Origin of the sequence: Pseudomonas mosselii (assembly GCF_003205295.1) — a bacterium.
In the GTDB taxonomy this organism is placed as follows: domain Bacteria; phylum Pseudomonadota; class Gammaproteobacteria; order Pseudomonadales; family Pseudomonadaceae; genus Aquipseudomonas; species Aquipseudomonas mosselii_B.
Genome location: NZ_QJRP01000055.1, coordinates 1 through 20,250, shown reverse-complemented (window position 1 = coordinate 20,250; position 20,250 = coordinate 1). Strand labels below are relative to the sequence as shown.

The window sequence follows — 20,250 nt, the reverse complement described above, 5'->3', positions numbered from 1 at the left end:
GCCGTACCCCCGCAGAAAGGAACCGATCTCATGACCACCCCCGCCCTAGACATCGCCGTAATCGGCGCCACCGGCACCGTCGGTGAATCCCTCGTCCAGATCCTCGAGGAAGTGGCCTTCCCGGTCTCCACCCTGCACCTGCTGGCCAGCATGGAATCCGCCGGCAGCAGCGTCATGTTCGCCGGCAAGAAACTGAAAGTCCGCGAAGTGGACAGCTTCGACTTCACCCAGGCGCAACTGGTGTTCTTCGCCGCCAGCCCCGCCGTGAGCCGCAGCTTCGCGCCCAAGGCCATCGCCGCCGGTTGCGCGGTGATCGACCTGTCCGGCGCCCTGGACGGCGCCACCGCGCTCGTCCCGGAAGCCAACGGCGAGCGCATCGCCGAACTCGCGCGGCCTGCACTGATCACCAGCCCGAGCGCAGGCGCGGTGGCCTTGGCGGTGGCGCTGGCGCCGCTCAAGGGGCTGCTCGATATCGAGCGTGTGCAGGTCAACGCTTGCCTGGCGGTTTCGGAGCAGGGCAGGGAGGCCGTCAGCGAGCTCGCCCGGCAGACCGCCGAACTGCTCAACGCACGCCCCCTGGAGCCGCGCTTCTTCGATCGCCAGGTCGCCTTCAACCTGCTGCCCCAGGTCGGCACCCCCGACGAACAGGGCCACACGGCCGTGGAGCGCCGCCTGGTCGGCGAGCTGCGTCAGGTGCTTGACCTGCCGCAACTGAAGATTTCCGTGACCTGCATTCAAGTCCCGGTGTTTTTCGGCGATAGCTTCAGTGTCGCCGTGCAAAGCCGTAATCCGGTCGATCTGGCGGCCGTCAACGCTGCGCTGGAGGCTGCCGACGGCATCGAGCTGGTCGAAGCGGGGGATTATCCGACGCCGGTGGGTGACGCAGTGGGCCAGGACGTGGTCTATGTTGGTCGTGTACGCCATGGTGTCGATGAAGACCAACAGCTGAACCTGTGGCTGACCACCGACAATGTGCGCAAGGGCGCGGCGCTGAATGCCGTGCAGGCGGCACAATTGTTGATAAAACACATGGCGTAAAAGATACTGCGAGCAATTTTGTCCTGCACCGCGCAAAGGTTTTCGGGACGCTTCATACAAGGGAAGAGTTCATGCTTCGAATTCGCAAACTGGTTCTGGCCATCGCGGCAGCCTCGGCGCTGTCGTCCGGCATGGCGAACGCTCTGGGGTTGGGCGAGCTGACCCTCAAGTCGGCGCAGAACCAGCCGCTGGATGCCGAGATCGAACTGCTCGACGTGCGCGACCTCACCGCGGCGCAGATGGCGCCCAGCCTGGCGTCGCCGGAAGAGTTCGCCAAGGCCGGGGTGGCCTTCCCGCCGTACCTCGAAGACCTCACGTTCACCCCGGTGATCAACCCCAACGGCAAGAGCGTGCTGCGGGTCTCCTCCAGCAAGGCGCTGCCGGAGCCGGTGGTCAAGTTCCTGGTCCAGGTCATGTGGCCCCAGGGCCGTCTGCTACGCGACTACAGCGTGTTGCTCGACCAGGCGCAGGCACAGGGCAGCCAGCCGACCCAGGCCAATATCAACCCGCCGGTCAGCGCGGGCAGCTACACCACCAAGCGCCGCGACACCCTTTGGCAGATCGCCGCGCGTAACAGCAACGGCGGCTCGATCCAGCAGACCATGCTGGCCATCCAGGCGCTGAACCCGGATGCCTTCATCGGCAACAACATCAACCAGCTCAAGACCGGCCAGGTCCTGCGCCTGCCCGATCAGCAGCAGGCACAGAGCATTCCCCAGGCCCAGGCCAACCGCGAAGTGGCCGAGCAGTACGCCGCCTGGCGCGAAGGCCGTCGCCTCGGCCCGCGCGCACGGCAACTGGACGCCACCCGCCGTGGTGAGGCCGGCGCCGCGCCGGCACGCATCGCCCAGGGCGACAACCTGCGCCTGGTGGCGCCGGGCGGCAAGGGGGCGGCCGGTGAGACCAAGGCGCTGGGCGACAAGCTGGCCGTAGCCCAGGAAAGCCTCGACACCAGCCGTCGCGACAACGAAGAACTCAAGAGCCGAATGGTCGACCTGCAGAGCCAGCTGGACAAGCTGCAGCGTCTGATCGAGCTGAAGAACGACCAGCTGGCGCGCCTGGAGGCCCAGGGCGCAGCGGCGCCGCAGCCGCCGGTCGGCGCGCTGCCGGGCGAGCCGGCGCCGGCACAGCCGGCGGTAAACGCCCAACTGACCCCGGCCGAACCGGTAGTCGCCCCGGCGCCTGCCGCCGCCGACACCGCGCCGCAGGATGTGGCCGCCGAAGCACCGGTCAGCGAAGAGCCCGGCATGCTCGACCAGTTGCTGGGCAACCCGCTGCTGCTGGGCCTGATCGCCGGCTCCGCGTTCCTGGTCTTGCTGCTGTTGCTGCTGCTCCTGGCACGCAAGCGCAAGGCCCAGCAGGAAGCCGAAAAGCACCTGCGCATGGCGCGTGCCCTGGCCGAGGATGGCGAGCGCGGCCCTGACCTGGAGCTGCCGCCCAGCAGCTTCGAAGGCCTCGACGTGTCGGCGCCGACCGTGACCCTATCGCCAGCGGTGGTGGCGGCCTCGGCCGCTGCGGCCGTTGCCGCGGAAAAGCCTGCGGCCCCCGTCGAAGCTGCCGCGCCGGCGGTCGATCCGCGTGCCGCGCTGCTGGCCGAAGTGGACGACAGCCTGGCCCGTGGCCGTCTCAACCATGCCGCCGACCTGCTGGAGGCTGCGGTGGCCTCCGAGCCGCAGCGCAGCGACCTGCGCCTGAAGCTGATGGAAGTCTATGCCCGCCAGGGTGACCAGGACGCCTTCGCCGGCCAGGAGCGCAAGCTGGCGGTCAATGACGCGAACCAGGCCGAGGTCGCCGCGCTCAAGGAGCGCTTCCCGGCCATGCTGGGTGTCGCGGCGGTGGCGGCAGGCGCTGCCGGGGCTGCTGCCCTGGCCGCCGAGCTGGATGAGCAGTATGTCCAGGACCTGCTGCAGGACAAGGAGCTGGAGCTGGGCGAAAGCGCGCCGGAACTCGTCGTGGAGCCGGAACCTGAGCCTGTCGTGGCGGCCGAGCCGGAACCTGAGCCTGTCGTCGAAGAGGCCGACCTGGACAGCGCCTTCGACCTGAGCCTGGGTGATGACCTGCCGGTAGATGATCACCTGGACATGGCCGGTCTTGAGGATCTGGTTGTCGAGGCGCCCGAGGTCCAGGCCGAGGCCGCGCCTGCGCCTGCGCCTGCGGTTGCCCAACCCGATGCCGACGACGACTTCGAGGCTTTGCTTGCCCAAGCCCAGGCGACGCCGCAGAACGTCGACGACCTGGCCGAATTCGACCTGGATGTCGCCGAACAGCCGGTGGCCCCGGCCGGCAGCGAGGAAGCCCCGGTGGACGTGGCGGCGGAGCTGGCGGCCTTCGAGGCCATTCCGGAGTTCGACCCGATCTCCGAGCTGGAGCTGCCCGAGGACTTCGACCTGTCGCTGTCGCTGGACGACGACTCGCCGGCGGCGAAGAACTTCGCCTCGGAACTGGACGACGTCAACGCCGAACTCGACAAGCTGTCGCAGAACCTCGATGTCCCGGCAGCGGCGCCTGAGCCACAGTTCACCGCCGAGGATGCGGCACTGGAGCCCGAGCCGCTGGACGACCTGGACTTCGACTTCTTCTCCGGCGCCGACGAGGTGGCCACCAAGCTCGACCTGGCTCGCGCCTACATCGACATGGGCGACCACCAGGGCGCCCGTGACATCCTCGACGAAGTGGTCAAGGACGGCGATGACAGCCAGCGCCAGGAAGCCAACGAGATGCTCTCGCGCCTGGTCTGAGGCGACGTTGCACCGCGCGGGGCAAGCCCATTCCCACCTAACACGTGGGAGCGGGCTTGCCCCGCGATCATTTCGGCCCCTGCACGGTTTGCCGGTATACTCCCGCCTTTCGTTTCAGCATCAGGTTTGCCGCTCTTGGACATCATCGACACCGCCGCCGCCGAATCGGCTGCCGAAGGCTACACCCGCATCGCCCTGGGCGTGGAATACAAAGGCTCGCGCTACCGCGGCTGGCAGCGCCAGGCCAGCGGCGTGCCCAGTGTCCAGCAGGCCCTGGAGCAGGCGCTGTCGACGGTGGCCAATGAGCCGATCTCGGTGATCTGCGCCGGGCGTACCGATGCCGGCGTCCATGGCTGCGGGCAGATCGTGCATTTCGACACCCGCGCCGTGCGCGACGAGCGCGCCTGGACCCTGGGCACCAACTTCAACCTGCCTCACGACATCAGCGTGGTCTGGTCGGCGCCCATGCCCGCGCATTTTCATGCCCGCTTCAAGGCCACCGCGCGGCGCTATCGCTACGTCATCTACAACGATCCGATCCGCCCGGCCCACCTGGCCGAGGAGGTGACCTGGAACCACCGCCCGCTGGACGTCGAGCGCATGGCCGAGGCTGCGCAGTACCTGTTGGGCACCCATGACTTCAGCGCCTTCCGCGCCAGCCAGTGCCAGGCCAAGTCGCCGATCAAGCACATCCACCACCTGCGCGTGACCCGTCATGGGCGGATGATCGTACTGGACGTGCGTGCCACCGCGTTCCTGCACCACATGGTGCGCAACATCGCCGGCGTGCTGATGACCATCGGCGCCGGCGAGCGCCCGGTGGAGTGGGCCCGCGAGGTGCTGGAAGGGCGCAACCGCCGTGAGGGTGGCGTGACCGCGCACCCATATGGCCTGTACCTGGTGCAGGTGGAGTACCCGCAGGAGTACGCGCTGCCGCAGCGTTACATCGGCCCACACTTTCTTAGCGGCTACGAGGCGCTGGCGGACTGACGGGGCACGGGTCATTTGCTACCATCGGCGCTTTACCGATCACTCAAGGTTCGCCGTCCATGAGCAACGTTCGCAGCAAGATCTGCGGGATTACCCGTATCGAGGACGCCCTGGCCGCGGTCGAGGCCGGCGCCGACGCCCTCGGTTTCGTCTTCTATGCGAAAAGCCCGCGGGCGGTGGACGTGCGTCAGGCGCGGTCGATCATCGACGCGCTGCCGCCGTTCGTGACCACCGTGGGCTTGTTCGTCAACGCCTCGCGTTGCGAGCTCAACGAGATCCTCGAAGTGGTTTCCCTGGACCTGCTACAGTTCCACGGCGATGAGACCCCGGCCGATTGCGAGGGCTACCACCGCCCCTGGATCAAGGCCCTGCGGGTGCGCCCCGGGGATGACCTGGAGGCCGCTTGCCGCCACTACGCCGGCGCCCGCGGCATCCTGCTGGACGCCTATGTGCCGGGCGTGCCGGGGGGAACCGGCGAGGCCTTCGACTGGTCACTGATTCCGCAGCGCCTGAGCAAGCCGATCATCCTTGCCGGTGGCCTGTCGGCCGACAATGTCGCCCAGGCCATTCGCCAGGTGCGCCCGTATGCGGTGGATGTCAGCGGCGGCGTGGAGCAGGCCAAGGGCATCAAGGATGCGGCAAAGATCGAAGCCTTCATGCAGGCGGTGAAACACGCGTGAACGCGGATGTGACGGCTGGCCGCGCGCCATCGTCCATAGCTTTCGCAGCCCGGTGCTGCCAGGCCGCGCCAGAGCGCGGGGCGTACCGGGGAAGAATTGGAGGTGGGGCGGCCGGTGGCCGGTCCATCGTCGCTTTACAGAAGAATTTGAGCTCAAGGGCAGGGCGGGGCCGCGCAGGTCTCCCCGGCCAATACTGGAGAAAGCAAGCATGAGCAACTGGTTGGTAGACAAACTGATCCCTTCGATCATGCGTTCCGAGGTGAAGAAGAGCTCGGTACCGGAAGGGCTGTGGCACAAGTGCCCGTCCTGCGAAGCCGTGCTGTATCGCCCGGAGCTGGAAAAGACCCTCGACGTCTGCCCTAAGTGCAACCACCACATGCGTATCGGCGCCCGCGCGCGCATCGATATCTTCCTCGATCCAGAAGGCCGTGCCGAGCTTGGCGCGGACCTGGAGCCGGTCGACCGCCTGAAGTTCCGTGACGGCAAGAAGTACAAGGACCGCCTGACCGCGGCGCAGAAGCAGACCGGCGAGAAGGACGCGCTGATTTCCATGAGCGGCACCCTGATGGGCATGCCGATCGTGGTCAGCGCCTTCGAGTTCTCCTTCATGGGCGGCTCCATGGGTGCCGTCGTCGGCGAGCGTTTCGTGCGCGCGGCCAACTACGCCCTGGAAAATCGCTGCCCGATGGTCTGCTTCTCCGCCTCCGGTGGCGCGCGCATGCAGGAAGCGCTGATCTCGCTGATGCAGATGGCCAAGACCTCCGCCGTACTGGCACGCCTGCGCGAAGAAGGCATTCCGTTCATCTCGGTACTGACCGACCCGGTCTACGGCGGCGTTTCCGCCAGCCTGGCGATGCTCGGCGACGTGATCGTCGGCGAGCCGAAGGCGCTGATCGGCTTCGCCGGTCCGCGGGTGATCGAGCAGACCGTGCGCGAGAAACTGCCCGAAGGCTTCCAGCGCAGCGAGTTCCTGCTGGAACACGGCGCCATCGACCTGATCATCTCCCGTGACGAGCTGCGTCCGCGCCTGGCTCGCCTGCTGGCGCAGATGACCGGCCAGCCGACCCCGGAAGCGGCCAAAGAGGTCGCCGCGGTCGCGTGATGAACCAGCGCAGCCTGGGCGACTGGCTCGCCTACCTCGAACAGTTGCATCCCTCGGCCATCGATATGGGCCTGGAGCGCTCGCAACAGGTGCTGGCGCGCCTGGGGTTGGGCAAGCTGGCACCACGGGTGGTGACGGTGACCGGCACCAATGGCAAGGGCTCGACCTGCGCCTTCGTGGCCGCGCTGCTGCGCGCCCAGGGGCTCAAGGTCGGGGTGTACAGTTCGCCGCACCTGCTGCGTTACAACGAACGGGTGCTGATCGAGGGTCGCGAGGCCAGCGATGAGCGCCTGTGCGAAGCGTTCGCCGCGGTGGAAGCTGCACGCGGCGAGATTTCGCTGACCTACTTCGAGATGGGCACCCTGGCGGCGTTCTGGCTGTTCAAGCAGTCCGTACTGGACGCGGTAGTGCTCGAGGTCGGCCTGGGTGGACGGCTGGATGCGGTCAACCTGGTGGACGCCGACGTGTCACTGGTCACCAGCATTGGCGTCGACCACGTCGACTACCTGGGTGATAGCCGCGAGTCGGTGGCGTACGAGAAGGCGGGGATCTTCCGCCGGGGCAAGCCTGCGCTGTGCGGTGACCTGGATCCGCCGCAGCCTTTGCTGGACAAGGTGCGCGAGCTGGATTGCCCGTTCTTCCTGCGCGGGCGTGATTTCGACCTGGATAGCAGCGTCGACCACTGGCATTGGCGTGGTCGCCAGCTCGACGGTTCGCCCGTTGAACTGAGCGACCTGCCGTTGCTCGACCTGCCCATGGAGAATGCCGCCCTGGCCTTGCAAGCTTTCCTGCTGACGGGCCTGCCGTGGGATGCCGGCACGGTTCGCCAGGCCTTGCTGGACACGCGTATCACCGGTCGTCTCGACCGGCGCGAGCTGTTGCTGCAAGGCAAGCGCGTGGAGCTGTTGCTGGATGTCGGCCATAATCCGCACGCTGCCGAGTACCTGGCCCGCCGGCTGGCGGCACGCCCGGTGAAGGGGCGGCGCCTGGCGGTGTTCGGCCTGTTGGCCGACAAGGACCTGGCCGGTGTGCTTGCGCCGTTGCGCGATCAGGTCGCCGACTGGGCGGTGGCGCCGCTGGACACGCCACGCAGCCGCCCGGCCACGGAGCTGGCGGATGCCTTGACGAACCTCGGTGCGACGGTGAAGTCTTACGCCAGTGTCGCGGCTGCCCTCGAAGGGCAGTGCGCCCAGGCGACGGCGGATGACCAGATCCTGCTGTTCGGTTCGTTTTTCTGCGTCGGCGAGGCCCTGGCCTGGCTCGAGCGGCAGGTCCCCGAGGATGGAGTAGATGGCAGTGCTGGATAAAGGGATGAAACAGCGCATGGTCGGTGCGCTGGTGCTGGTGGCGCTGGCGGTGATCTTCCTGCCGATGTTGTTCACCCGCGAGGACGAACTGCGCCAGGTGCGTGTCGAGGCGCCGGAGGCGCCGGCCGTGCCCAGTCTGCCCCAGGTGCAGGTGGAGCCGGTCCAGGTGCCAGAGCCTCAGCCGTTGCCGGAGCAGAGCGAGCAGCCGCCGGTAGTGGTCGACGAGTCCACGGCGCCGGTGACGGCGCCGAGCCAGCCCATCGCGCCGGTCGCGACCGTGGCGCCACCCGTGCAGCCCAAGCCGCAGACACCGGTGCCGACGCCGCCGGTCGCCAAGGTGGAGGCGCGTCCAGTGCCTGCGCCGAGCGTTGCGCCAGCTGCCAAGCCGGCGGCGCCGTCGAAGATCGATGCCAACGGCCTGCCGGTGAGCTGGTCGATCCAGTTGGCCAGCCTGTCCAACCGGGCCGGTGCCGAGAACCTGCAGAAGACCCTGCGCAGCCAGGGCTACAACGCCTATATCCGTTCGGCGGACGGCATGAACCGGGTATTCGTCGGGCCGCTGATCGAGCGCGCCGAGGCCGAGCGCCTGCGTGATGTGATCAATCGCCAGCAGAACCTCAAGGGTATCGTGGTGCGCTTCCAGCCGGAGCGTGGCTGACGCCTGCTTGTCGACACCAAGCGCCGTCCCTGTGGGAGCGGCCTTGTGTCGCGAGAGGGCTGCAAAGCAGCCCCAGGATTTCAGCGCCGAAGCGGACATTGCCGGGGCTGCTGCGCAGCCCTTTCGCGACACAAGGCCGCTCCCACAGGTGCGCGCAGGATTTTGCAGGTGTGGGATTGCCCCGCGAGGGTTTTCAAGTCCCTAAAGCTGTCCCCGGAGTCAGCCCGCAGCCCTTCAAACGCCTGACATTCCGCTTACTCCAAGCCCCTGGCTCTGGTAAAATGCGCCGCCTCTAACGTCGGCAGGCAACACCGTGGCATTTACCTGGGTTGATTGGGCGATCATCGCGATCGTCGCCATTTCATCACTGATCAGTCTCAAGCGCGGCTTCGTCAAGGAAGCCTTGTCCCTGCTCATCTGGATTGTCGCCGGTGCGGTGGCCTGGATGTTCGGCGGCTCGCTTGCGCAGTATCTTGAAAGCTATATCCAGATGCCTTCAGCGCGGGTCATTGCCGGCTGTGCCATTCTTTTCGTCGCCACGCTGCTGGTCGGGGCGATGCTCAATTTCCTCATCGGCGAGCTGATCCGCGTGACCGGGCTGTCCGGCACCGATCGCTTCCTCGGCATGGCCTTCGGCGCCGCGCGCGGGGGCTTGCTGGTGGTGGTGGCGGTCGGGCTGCTGAGCCTGGGGCCGGTGCAACAGGATCCGTGGTGGCAGGAATCGCGCCTGATACCACAATTTCTATTGGTAGCCGACTGGTCGAAGAACCTCATACTCGGGTTCAGTGGCCAGTGGATGTCCAGTGGGGTCAGCGCACCCGTTGACCTTCCGTTCAAGGAGCAGCTGCTCGGGCCGACCAAGCCCTGAGCGCTCTTCACTCAAGTTTCATCAAAGTAGGGGTTGCGTCGCATGTGTGGCATCGTCGGTATCGTCGGTAAGTCGAACGTCAATCAGGCGCTGTATGACGCGCTTACGGTCCTCCAGCACCGCGGCCAGGATGCTGCCGGTATCGTGACCAGCCATGACGGCCGGTTGTTCCTGCGCAAGGATAACGGCCTGGTGCGCGACGTCTTCCAGCAGCGCCACATGCAACGCCTGGTCGGCAGCATCGGCATCGGTCACGTGCGTTACCCGACCGCCGGCAGCTCCACCTCGGCCGAGGCCCAGCCGTTCTACGTCAACTCGCCCTACGGCATCACCCTGGCGCACAACGGCAACCTGACCAACGTCGAGCAGCTGGCCAAGGAGATCTACGAGTCCGACCTGCGCCACGTCAACACCAACTCCGACTCCGAAGTGCTGCTGAACGTGTTCGCCCACGAGTTGGCCGTGCGTGGCAAGCTGCAGCCGACCGAAGAAGACGTGTTCGCCGCCGTTTCCCACGTGCACAGCCGCTGCGTCGGTGGCTACGCGGTGGTGGCGATGATCACCGGCTACGGCATCGTCGGCTTCCGCGACCCCAACGGCATCCGCCCGGTGGTGTTCGGCCAGCGTCACACCGATGAAGGCGTCGAGTACATGATCGCCTCCGAAAGCGTGGCCCTGGACGTGCTCGGCTTCACCCTGATCCGCGACCTGGCGCCGGGCGAGGCGGTGTACATCACCGAAGGCGGCCAGATGTTCACCAAGCAGTGCGCCGAGACCCCGAAACTGCAGCCGTGCATCTTCGAGCACGTCTACCTGGCCCGTCCGGACTCGATCATTGACGGCGTCTCGGTGTACAAGGCACGCCTGCGCATGGGCGAGAAGCTGGCCGAGAAGATCCAGCGCGAGCGCCCGGACCACGACATCGACGTGGTTATCCCGATTCCCGACACCAGCCGCACCGCGGCGCTGGAACTGGCCAACCACCTGGGCGTCAAGTTCCGCGAAGGCTTCGTCAAGAACCGCTACATCGGCCGTACCTTCATCATGCCCGGCCAGGCCGCGCGCAAGAAATCGGTACGCCAGAAACTCAACGCCATCGAGCTGGAATTCCGCGGCAAGAACGTGATGCTGGTGGACGACTCGATCGTGCGCGGCACCACCTGCAAGCAGATCATCCAGATGGCCCGCGAAGCCGGCGCCAAGAACGTCTACTTCTGCTCCGCGGCCCCCGCGGTGCGCTACCCCAACGTCTACGGCATCGACATGCCGAGCGCTCACGAACTGATCGCCCACAACCGTACCACCGAACAGGTGGCCGAGTTGATCGGTGCCGACTGGCTGATCTACCAGGACCTGCCGGACCTGATCGAATCGGTCGGTGGCGGCAAGATCAAGATCGAGCATTTCGATTGCGCGGTGTTCAACGGTGAGTATGTCACCGGCGATATCGACGAAGCCTACCTCGACCGCATCGAGCAGGCCCGTAATGACCTGGCCAAGGTGAAGACCCAGGCGGTCAGCGCGATCATCGACCTGTACAACAACTGATTTGGGAGCGACGGCATGACCGATCAATGGGATGCCGGTCGACTGGACAGTGACCTCGAGGGTGTCGGCTTCGACACCCTGGCGGTGCGCGCCGGTCAGAACCGTACACCGGAGGCCGAGCACAGCGAAGCGCTGTTCCTGACCTCCAGCTATGTCTTCCGCACGGCCGCTGACGCCGCCGCGCGCTTTGCCGGCGAAACGCCGGGCAACGTCTATTCGCGCTACACCAACCCGACCGTGCGCGCCTTCGAGGAGCGCCTGGCAGCCATGGAGGGCGCCGAGCAGGCCGTGGCCACCTCCACCGGCATGGCGGCGATCCTCGCCGTGGTCATGTCGCTGTGCAGCGCCGGCGATCATGTGCTGGTGTCGCAGAGCGTGTTCGGCTCGACCATCAGCCTGTTCGAGAAGTACTTCAAGCGTTTCGGCGTGCAGGTGGACTACGTGCCGCTGGTCGATCTGAATGGCTGGGAAAAGGCCATCAAGGCCAATACCAAGCTGCTGGTCGTCGAGTCGCCGTCCAACCCGCTGGCCGAGCTGGTGGACATCACCGCCCTGGCCGAGATTGCCCATGCCCGTGGCGCCATGCTGGTGGTGGACAACTGCTTCAGCACCCCGGCCTTGCAGCAGCCGCTCAAGCTCGGCGCCGACATCGTGTTCCACTCGGCCACCAAGTTCATTGACGGCCAGGGCCGTTGCATGGGCGGCGTGGTGGCCGGGCGCAGCGAGCAGATGAAGGAAGTGGTGGGCTTCCTGCGCACCGCCGGCCCGACCCTCAGCCCGTTCAACGCCTGGGTCTTCACCAAGGGCCTGGAGACCCTCAAGCTGCGCATGCGCGCTCACTGCGAGAGCGCCCAGGCGCTGGCCGAGTGGCTCGAGCGCCAGGACGGCATCGAGAAGGTCCACTACGCCGGCCTGCCGAGCCATCCGCAGCACGAACTGGCCAAGCGCCAGATGAGCGGCTTCGGTGCGGTGGTCAGCTTCGAGGTCAAGGGCGGCAAGGAAGGCGCCTGGCGCTTCATCGACGCCACCCGGGTGATCTCCATCACCACCAACCTCGGTGACAGCAAGACCACCATTGCCCATCCGGCCACTACCTCCCACGGCCGTCTGACGCCGCAGGAGCGTGAAGCGGCGGGTATCCGTGACAGCCTGGTGCGCGTGGCGGTCGGCCTGGAAGACGTGGCCGACCTGCAAGTCGATCTGGCCCGCGGCCTGGCTGCGCTGTGATCGACTGGAAGGGTGGCGAGCCCGGCCATAACGGCCGGGTGGCCCTGGTGACCGGTGCCGCCCGCGGCATCGGCCTGGGCATCGCCGCCTGGTTGATCTGCGAGGGCTGGCAGGTGGTGCTGAGCGACCTGGATCGCCCACGCGGCACCAAGGTCGCCAAGGCCCTGGGCGACAATGCCTGGTTCATCAGCATGGACGTGGCAGACGAGGCCCAGGTCAGTGCCGGGGTGTCCGAGGTGCTCGGGCAGTTCGGCCGGTTGGACGCGCTGGTGTGCAACGCGGCCATCGCCAACCCGCATAACCAGACCTTGGAAAGCCTGTCCCTGGCTCAATGGAACCGGGTGCTGGCGGTCAACCTCAACGGCCCGATGCTGTTGGCCAAGCATTGCGCACCTTACCTGCGCGCCCATGGCGGGGCGATCGTCAACCTGACCTCCACCCGTGCCCGACAGTCCGAGCCGGACACCGAGGCCTATGCCGCCAGCAAGGGCGGCCTGGTCGCCTTGACCCATGCCCTGGCCATGAGCCTGGGGCCGGAGATCCGCGTCAATGCGGTGAGTCCGGGTTGGATCGATGCCCGTGACCCTTCGCAGCGGCGCGCCGAACCGCTGAGCGAGGCCGACCATGCCCAGCATCCGGCTGGCAGGGTAGGGACGGTCGAGGATGTGGCGGCGCTGGTGGCGTGGTTGCTGTCGCGCCAGGCGGGGTTCGTCACCGGCCAGGAGTTTGTGGTCGATGGCGGGATGACCCGCAAGATGATCTACACCTGAGCTGTAACCTGTTGAGATGCAAGAGAAAGGGGCTGAGAGCCCCTTTTTTTGTCTGTCGCGCCGACCCTGTCGCTTGGTCAGCCCGCTCCCACGCGGTGGGCGTCTGGTTGTGGGGGCGGGCTGGCCCAGCGACAAGGCTGCCTTTTTTGCCCTTTTTGAAAAAAACTTCAATGGGGGTATTGACTTAGCATCGGTACCTGCGTAAATTTCGCGGCCTCAGCGAAGCAAACGCAACAAGCAACATCGCGGGGGTGATTAGCTCAGCCGGGAGAGCATCTGCCTTACAAGCAGAGGGTCGGCGGTTCGATCCCGTCATCACCCACCACTTCCTGAGACGTTCCTGGTTCAGTGGTTTCGAAAGAAGCACACTGGCAGAGAGGAACAGGACGCAAGTCCAGCTATGCGCGGCGGTAGTTCAGTCGGTTAGAATACCGGCCTGTCACGCCGGGGGTCGCGGGTTCGAGTCCCGTCCGCCGCGCCATTTTTCTCCAGATGGGTGCTTGCACCGGTCTGAGGCCGCAAGGCCAGATCCCAGTTTCAATCAGGCGCAAGCCTGAACGATACGCAGCGGTAGTTCAGTCGGTTAGAATACCGGCCTGTCACGCCGGGGGTCGCGGGTTCGAGTCCCGTCCGCTGCGCCATCTTCTGCCAAGAGCCCCATGAACGCTCAAGGCAACACGGAAAGGGCGATATAAAGTCGCCTTTTTTGTGCCTGGCTTTCGCGCCACAGCGCTTGAAAGCTCAGATCCCAGTTTCAATCGGGTGCAAGCCCGAACGATACGCAGCGGTAGTTCAGTCGGTTAGAATACCGGCCTGTCACGCCGGGGGTCGCGGGTTCGAGTCCCGTCCGCTGCGCCATCTTCGCCTCGAGGTCCCTAGAACATCTCGAAGCTACAAAAAAGCGACCCTCGGGTCGCTTTTTTCGTTTCAGCGCCTTGCGTGGTCACGGGCAAGGATTTACACCAAGCTGACAGAGTCTTCACCGATCAATGGTTTCAGCCACTGATCGATGTGTTGCACAATACGCCCCATTCGTTTCTTCCCGGAATTGGCAATGTCTAGATCAACCGTCTATGGCGCGCTCGGGCTGGCCCTCGTGCTGGCGGGTGTGTCCGGCTGTTCCTCGAAAAAGGCCGCCGTCTACGAGCACGAGAACTTCGATGACTCGGGCACCTTCTCCCGCAGTTTCGCCACCAGCGAGGCGGGCTCCTGCGAGGCGGCGCGGCGTGCGCTGCTCAGTCAGGGCTACATCATCACCAGCAGCGACGCCAACCAGGTCGCCGGCAACAAGAGCTTCCAGCAAAACGCCGAGAACCACCTGCAGATCAGCTTCAACATTACCTGCGTGCCGGACATGAGCGACAAGCAGCGCTCGACCATGTTTGCCAACGCCCTGCAGGACCGCTACACCCTGAAGAAATCCAACACCTCCGCCAGCCTTGGCGTGGGTGTGCTGGGTTCGGTGTCGATGCCAATCGGCTCCACCGACGACTCCATGGTAAAGGTCGCCAGCGAGACGGTTACCGCCGCGCAGTTTTACGACCGCTACTTCGCCCTGGTGGAAAGCTACCTGCCGAAGCCGAAGAAGCCGGAGAAAACCGAGCCCGCCGCCGAACCGAAGGTGGAAAGACCGGCCGCTGACCTGGGCTTGCCGGAGCCTGCGCCCGTTGCCCTGGCGCCCGCGGCGCAGCCTGCCGCGCCGGTCGCCGAGAGCGTGGCAGAGGCCCCGGCCCCGGTACCGACTCCGGTTGCCGCTGCCCCTGCCGCTGCGCCCGCGCCTGTTGCCGCTCCAGCGGCTCCTGTGCCGGCCAGCGAAGCCCCTGCGGCCCCGATTGTGGACGACAGCAAGGGCTCGCAACCTATCGCGCCGCCCGTCGAGCCGGCACCGATCCAGGTGCAGCAGGAAGCACCGGCAGTGGAGCAGGCCCCCGCGCCACTCTGACGCGTCGATAACTTCCCGGGCGCCTGCTACGTTTATCGTTCATAGGGCTGTAATCATTCCGTCATTTCGCTGGCTTAGGTTGGCGCAATGACTGAAGAACGATGAATGAAGGAGCGTGAAGATGGACGATTACCAGGAAGAACTGCTCGAGATCCAGGCCTATGAACTGGACCTGCCGGAGCCGGCCGACGACGCCACCGAGCTCTAGCCGACCTGCCGCTGATTGCGGCGAAACTCCCCGGGCGTCAGCCCCGTCCAGCGCTTGAATGCGCGCTGGAAGGCCTCGGCCGAGGCGAACCCCAACAGATAGGCGATCTCGCCGAAGGCCAGCTCCGTGTCGCGGATATAGGTCTCGGCCAGGTCGCGCCGCGTGTCGTTGAGCAGGTTGCGAAAGCGCGTGCCTTCCTCGGCGAGTTTGCGGCGCAAGGTCCAGGTCGGCAGTTGCAGGTGCCGCGCCACTTCTTCCAGATCCGGCTCGCGCCCACCGTTCAACAGCGGTCCCAGCAGGTGGGTGATGCGCTCGCCCAGGCTGCGCACGCGGGTGCGCTGGGCCAGTTCTGCTTCGCATAGCTGCAGCAGGTGCTGCCAGGTACTGGGGCAGTGTTGCGGGTTGGGCAGGGCCAGGGTGGCCTGGCTCAGGCGCAGCTGGTTGGCCGTGGCGCCGAAATGCACCGGGCCTGCGCACAGGCTTTGGTACTGTGCGGCGTAGGCGGGGGCGTCGAACTCGATTTCCAGGCGCTCGGCCTGCACCGGCCTGGCCGCCAGGGCGCCAAGCTGCGCCAGCCAGCCAGCCAGCAGCGAGTCGACCACGAAGCGGTTGTAGTCGTTGTAGGGGCTGATGGAATAGAACCGCAGCCAAGCGCCCTGGGCGTCTTCCTGAAAGCTCGACTGGCCCCGGTAGTTGGCGGCATACAGCGGCTCGAAACGCAGCAGGGTGCGGGCGGCATCGCCAAGGGTCGGGGCCTGGGCGGCGGCGACGCCGGCCAACCCGGCCTGGGCCAGGCGGCTCAGGCGCCCCATGTGCAGGCCCAGCGCCGGCTCGGCGGACAAGGCGATCGCCGCGTGTCCCAGGTGCATGTAGCGCGGGATCGACAGTCGCGCCCCCGGCTCGGCCAGGCGCCTGGCGTCGAGGCCATAGCGCAGCAGCAGGGGGTGCGGATCGTGACCGAGTGCCGTCAGCGCCTCGGCCAGGGGCTGGACGAAACCTACCGACAGTTCACCCAGGCGCACGCGGGGGCGGGGCATGTCGTCACAGCCACAGATTGAGCAGGCGCGCGCCGTGGCTGTCGTTGCCGACCCACAGCATGCCGCCCTGGCTGGCGAAGCCCTGCCCGTCGCTGCCCAGCTCCCAGAACTGGCCGCGCATGAACACGCTCATGCTCGGGGTGCCGGCGTTGGCGGCCAGGGGCAGTTGCTGCCAGGCGCGCTGTTCGCTGACTGCGCCGCGCTGCAGGGGCAAATCGGCTGCCTGGGCCTGGTGGCGGTTGCCGCGCCAGGGCGCCTGCCAGCTCTGTTTGCCGCTGAGAAATACCGGATTGGCGACCAGTTGCACCGATTGCGCGGCTAGTTGCCGGTAGTTGGCGGGGTACCAGCTGTCGCTGCCTATCAGCACGCCCAAGCGCCCGGCGGGGGTTTGCAGCACTTGCAGCGGATGCTGCTGGCCGTCGTGGATGTAGCGTCGGCTTTCGCTGTCGGGGTACTGCTGGTGCTGGGGCTGCCCGAGCACGGAGCCGTCGCTGGCGAACACCAGGCTGCTGTTGTACAGCGGACCGTTGCCGGCACGCAGCACGCCGTTCTCCACATAGGGAGCGGGCAGGACGATGGAGCCGGCGACCAGGGTGACGCCGAATTCCCGGGCCAGGTTGCCGAACACCTGCTGGTAGTCGGCGGCCATCTGCGCGGCCTTCATGCGCAGGTGCGCGTCCGAGCGGCGATCGTCGCCGCTGGCGGCAAGCATAGCCAGGCCGTATCGCAGCGGGTTGCTCAGCTCCAGCCACTGCCAGGCCTCGTTGCGCTGGGTGACCTGGTACAGCTCGCGTTTCTCGCCCCGGGCCCACAGCCAGGTGCCGATATGCTCCGGCAGCACTACCACGGTGCGTGGGTTGACCAGGCCCTGGGCGCGGGCCTGCTCAAGGTAGGCCGAGAGCTTGCGGTGCAGGCGCGAGAGGTTCTGGTAGTCCCCCGGATACAGCAGCGGCTCGACCCCCAGCAGGTTGCCGTGCTCGCCCGGCACGCCCTGGTTGAGGGCCAGTTCGATGCGCAGGTCGGACAGGTAATGCCCCTCCGGGCGCTGCAGGGTCCAGAAGCCGTAGCCGCAGAGGGCGGCGAGGGTGACCAGCGCCAGGGCGCCGGCAAGCAGTTTTCGCATGGAGTGGTCCAGCGCTGTGCAGAAGGAGTGTCCTAGGGTAGACCTGCTGTGCAGCAGGATCAATAAGTTGTCAGTTTCGATCATTGAGGGTGTTCAAACGCCTGTTTAATGTCGGCCTCAGACAAACGACGGGCCCCGCCGCCACGGTAGAGGCGCCCGCATTCCGTGATCACGCCACCTGTGGAGTCCATCCATGGCTACCGACCGTTACCCGCACCTGCTGGCCCCTCTCGACCTGGGCTTCACCACCCTGCGCAACCGCACCCTGATGGGCTCGATGCACACCGGCCTCGAGGAGCGCCCGGGCGGCTTCGAGCGCATGGCCGCGTACTTTGCCGAGCGCGCCCGCGGCGGCGTCGGGCTGATGGTCACCGGTGGCATCGCGCCCAACGACGAAGGCGGTGTGTACTCCGGTGCGGCCAAGCTCAGTACCGAGGAGGAGGCCGAGAAGCACCGGATCGTCACCGAGGCGGTGCATGCCGCCGGTGGCAAGATCTGCCTGCAGATCCTGCATGCCGGACGCTATGCCTACAGTCCGAAGCAGGTGGCGCCCAGCGCCATCCAGGCGCCGATCAACCCGTTCAAGCCCAAGGAGCTGGACGAGGAGGGCATTGAGAAGCAGATCCACGACTTCGTCACCTGCGCAAGCCTGGCCCAGCGTGCCGGCTACGATGGCGTCGAGATCATGGGATCGGAAGGCTACTTCATCAACCAGTTCCTCGCCGCCCACACCAACCACCGCACCGACCGCTGGGGTGGCAACTACGAGAACCGCATGCGTCTGGCGGTGGAGATCGTGCGCCGGGTACGCGAGGCGGTGGGGCCGAACTTCATCATCATCTTCCGCCTGTCGATGCTCGACCTGGTCGAGGGCGGCAGCACCTGGGACGAGATCGAGCTGCTGGCCAAGGCCGTCGAGCAGGCCGGCGCCACGCTGATCAACACCGGTATCGGCTGGCACGAGGCGCGCATCCCGACCATCGCCACCAAGGTGCCGCGCGCGGCGTTCAGCAAGGTCACCGCCAAGCTGCGCGGTGCGGTGAAGATCCCGCTGATCACCACCAACCGCATCAACACCCCGGAGGTGGCCGAGGCGGTGCTGGGCGAGGGCGATGCCGACATGGTCTCGATGGCCCGGCCGTTCCTGGCCGACCCGGATTTCGTCAACAAGGCCGCTGAAGGCCGTGGCGACGAGATCAACACTTGCATCGGCTGCAACCAGGCCTGCCTGGACCACACTTTCGGCGGCAAGCTGACCAGCTGTCTGGTCAACCCGCGAGCCTGCCACGAGACCGAGCTCAACTACCTGCCTGTGCAGGTGGTGAAGCGTATCGCCGTGGTCGGTGCCGGCCCGGCGGGCCTGGCGGCCGCCACCGTGGCCGCCGAGCGCGGCCATGAAGTGACGTTGTTCGATGGCGCCGGCGAGATTGGCGGGCAGTTCAACGTGGCCAAGCGCGTGCCGGGCAAGGAGGAGTTCTACGAGACCCTGCGTTACTTCCGCAACAAGGTGAAGTCCACGGGGGTCGACCTTCGGCTGAATACCCGTGTCGATGTGGCTGCGCTGGTGGCCGGCGGGTTCGACGAGGTCATCCTGGCCACCGGCATCGCCCCGCGTACGCCGGCCATTCCCGGCATCGACAACGCCAAGGTGCTGAATTATCTGGATGTGCTGCTGGAGCGCAAGCCGGTGGGCGAGCGGGTGGCGGTGATCGGTGCCGGTGGCATTGGTTTCGATGTGTCCGAATACCTGGTGCACAAAGGCGTGGCCACCAGCCAGGACCGTGAGGCGTTCTGGAGGGAGTGGGGCATCGATACGCAGTTGGAGGCCCGTGGTGGTGTGGCCGGGGTGAAGGCCGAGCCTCATGCGCCGGCGCGCCAGGTGTACTTGCTGCAGCGCAAGAAGACCAAGGTCGGCGACGGCCTGGGCAAGACCACCGGCTGGATTCATCGCACGGGGCTGAAGAACAAGCAGGTGCAGATGCTCAACAGCGTCGAGTACCTGAGCGTGGACGATGCCGGCCTGCATGTGCGGGTTGGCGAGGGCGAGCCGCAGTTGCTGGCGGTGGACAACATTGTCGTCTGCGCTGGCCAGGATCCGCTGCGTGAGTTGCATGATGGCCTTGTTGCGGCCGGGCAGTCGGTGCACTTGATCGGGGGCGCTGATGTGGCGGCTGAACTTGATGCCAAGCGGGCGATTAACCAAGGGTCGAGGTTGGCGGCGGAACTGTGATTGTTTGAATCGTTGGTGAGCCAACTTCCACAGTTGAGGTGGTAATACACCTTTTCTGTGGAAGTTAGCTTGTCAGCGAGTGGCTGTAACTGAAGAGACATTGCCAGTATTCTACACTTACTCCATGTCTGTTGATCTTGATCTTGATCTTGATCTTGATCTTGATCTTGATCTTGCTTCTAAGCGCGCGATAGTCCAGGCGCCGCCAATTGCGACTTCAGGAGGCCGAGCGGAGTTCTTGCGTAGGGAGGTGACGGCCATGGATGGCCGTCAAGCGCTGCGCCCCAGGATGGGGCGTTCAGCGCGGTCCTCCCGGGAGCAAGAACGGAGCGAGGGGACCCCGGAGCGAAGCGTAGGGGCCGGATGAATGGAGCGAGGATTTTTTGGTTCCTTTTTGATCCTTCAAAAAGAGACCCGCCGTAAGGGCGGAAAGGTGACTATGCGTCACCATCGCAAATGAATGCGCATATATATTTCAAAACAGACTATTTAAAAGTCAAAGTCAAAGTCAAAGTCAAAGTCAAAGTCAAAGTCAAAGTCAAAGTCGGTCTGCGTCGGTTTTAATAGATGTAAGTGCATTCATTCGCGATGTCGACGCATAGTCACCTTTTCGCCTTTACGGCGAGTTCCTTTTTGAAGGATCTGTAGAGACCGGACACATGGTGGACACGTGTACGGAGACATGGTTGACACTTCCTGGCAGCCCCCTTTGCCAGGATTTTCGCCATGCCTTGGAACGTGAGAAACGCCATGAGCCTGAAAGAAGAGTTCGTATCCCTGGCGC

15 protein-coding genes and 4 tRNA genes are annotated in these 20,250 nt (G+C 65.7%); 17 read left to right on the top strand and 2 right to left on the bottom strand.

The window, feature by feature from the left end:
* Window positions 1-30 precede the first annotated feature (30 nt).
* From DMX06_RS25370 to DMX06_RS25295, 16 genes are all read left to right on the top strand, one after another.
* Complete coding sequence (locus tag DMX06_RS25370; RefSeq protein ID WP_110739885.1) at window positions 31-1,038, top strand: aspartate-semialdehyde dehydrogenase; 1,008 nt, start codon at window positions 31-33, stop codon at window positions 1,036-1,038.
* Between the two features lie 71 nt (window positions 1,039-1,109).
* Window positions 1,110-3,776 (top strand): FimV/HubP family polar landmark protein, encoded by a 2,667-nt coding sequence (locus tag DMX06_RS25365; RefSeq protein ID WP_110739884.1) that lies wholly within the window; start codon window positions 1,110-1,112, stop codon window positions 3,774-3,776.
* A 135-nt stretch (window positions 3,777-3,911) separates the two neighbouring features.
* Complete coding sequence (gene truA, locus DMX06_RS25360) at window positions 3,912-4,766, top strand: tRNA pseudouridine(38-40) synthase TruA (RefSeq protein WP_110739883.1); 855 nt, start codon at window positions 3,912-3,914, stop codon at window positions 4,764-4,766.
* 59 nt (window positions 4,767-4,825) lie between these two features.
* Window positions 4,826-5,446, top strand: coding sequence for a phosphoribosylanthranilate isomerase (locus DMX06_RS25355; protein WP_110739882.1), 621 nt, complete (start codon window positions 4,826-4,828; stop codon window positions 5,444-5,446).
* Window positions 5,447-5,654: 208 nt separating this feature from the next.
* Window positions 5,655-6,548 carry an acetyl-CoA carboxylase, carboxyltransferase subunit beta gene (gene accD / locus DMX06_RS25350; RefSeq protein WP_110739881.1) on the top strand — a complete coding sequence of 298 codons (894 nt, stop codon included), beginning with the start codon at window positions 5,655-5,657 and terminating at the stop codon, window positions 6,546-6,548.
* The gene (gene folC / locus DMX06_RS25345; protein WP_110739880.1) at window positions 6,548-7,855 is read left to right on the top strand and encodes a bifunctional tetrahydrofolate synthase/dihydrofolate synthase; all 1,308 of its coding nucleotides are present in this window, start codon (window positions 6,548-6,550) and stop codon (window positions 7,853-7,855) included. Before accD ends, folC begins: the two co-directional genes overlap by 1 nt.
* On the top strand, window positions 7,839-8,513 hold the full coding sequence (locus tag DMX06_RS25340) for an SPOR domain-containing protein (protein ID WP_110739879.1): 675 nt from the start codon (window positions 7,839-7,841) through the stop codon (window positions 8,511-8,513). The genes folC and DMX06_RS25340 overlap by 17 nt, the downstream gene beginning before the upstream one ends.
* Window positions 8,514-8,826: 313 nt before the next feature.
* Window positions 8,827-9,381 carry a CvpA family protein gene (locus tag DMX06_RS25335; RefSeq protein WP_110739878.1) on the top strand — a complete coding sequence of 185 codons (555 nt, stop codon included), beginning with the start codon at window positions 8,827-8,829 and terminating at the stop codon, window positions 9,379-9,381.
* A gap of 42 nt (window positions 9,382-9,423) precedes the next feature.
* Window positions 9,424-10,929 (top strand): amidophosphoribosyltransferase, encoded by a 1,506-nt coding sequence (gene purF / locus DMX06_RS25330; RefSeq protein ID WP_110739877.1) that lies wholly within the window; start codon window positions 9,424-9,426, stop codon window positions 10,927-10,929.
* A gap of 15 nt (window positions 10,930-10,944) precedes the next feature.
* The gene (locus tag DMX06_RS25325) at window positions 10,945-12,156 is read left to right on the top strand and encodes an O-succinylhomoserine sulfhydrylase (RefSeq protein WP_110739876.1); all 1,212 of its coding nucleotides are present in this window, start codon (window positions 10,945-10,947) and stop codon (window positions 12,154-12,156) included.
* Window positions 12,153-12,926: an SDR family oxidoreductase gene (locus tag DMX06_RS25320; protein ID WP_110739875.1), complete on the top strand. Its 774-nt coding sequence runs from the start codon at window positions 12,153-12,155 to the stop codon at window positions 12,924-12,926. Before DMX06_RS25325 ends, DMX06_RS25320 begins: the two co-directional genes overlap by 4 nt.
* A 249-nt stretch (window positions 12,927-13,175) precedes the next feature.
* Window positions 13,176-13,251 (top strand) — tRNA-Val (locus DMX06_RS25315).
* 79 nt (window positions 13,252-13,330) lie between these two features.
* Window positions 13,331-13,407 (top strand) — tRNA-Asp (locus DMX06_RS25310).
* A gap of 83 nt (window positions 13,408-13,490) precedes the next feature.
* Window positions 13,491-13,567: transfer RNA gene (locus DMX06_RS25305), tRNA-Asp, on the top strand.
* Window positions 13,568-13,707: 140 nt separating this feature from the next.
* Window positions 13,708-13,784, top strand: a tRNA-Asp gene (locus DMX06_RS25300).
* A gap of 196 nt (window positions 13,785-13,980) precedes the next feature.
* Window positions 13,981-14,868, top strand: a complete 888-nt coding sequence (locus DMX06_RS25295; protein WP_110739874.1) for a DUF2242 domain-containing protein — start codon at window positions 13,981-13,983, stop codon at window positions 14,866-14,868.
* Window positions 14,869-15,072: 204 nt separating this feature from the next.
* On the opposite strand, the gene DMX06_RS25290 is transcribed toward DMX06_RS25295, so the two are convergent.
* Both DMX06_RS25290 and DMX06_RS25285 read right to left on the bottom strand, forming a co-directional pair.
* Window positions 15,073-16,113, bottom strand: coding sequence for an AraC family transcriptional regulator (locus tag DMX06_RS25290; RefSeq protein ID WP_110739873.1), 1,041 nt, complete (start codon window positions 16,111-16,113; stop codon window positions 15,073-15,075).
* A 4-nt stretch (window positions 16,114-16,117) separates the two neighbouring features.
* Entirely contained in the window at window positions 16,118-17,236 is a 1,119-nt protein-coding gene (locus tag DMX06_RS25285; RefSeq protein ID WP_110739872.1) for a nitrilase-related carbon-nitrogen hydrolase, read from the bottom strand.
* Window positions 17,237-17,429: 193 nt separating this feature from the next.
* Between DMX06_RS25285 and DMX06_RS25280 the strand changes: the two genes are divergently transcribed.
* Window positions 17,430-19,466: an NADPH-dependent 2,4-dienoyl-CoA reductase gene (locus DMX06_RS25280; protein ID WP_110739871.1), complete on the top strand. Its 2,037-nt coding sequence runs from the start codon at window positions 17,430-17,432 to the stop codon at window positions 19,464-19,466.
* The last annotated feature ends 784 nt before the right edge of the window (window positions 19,467-20,250 follow it).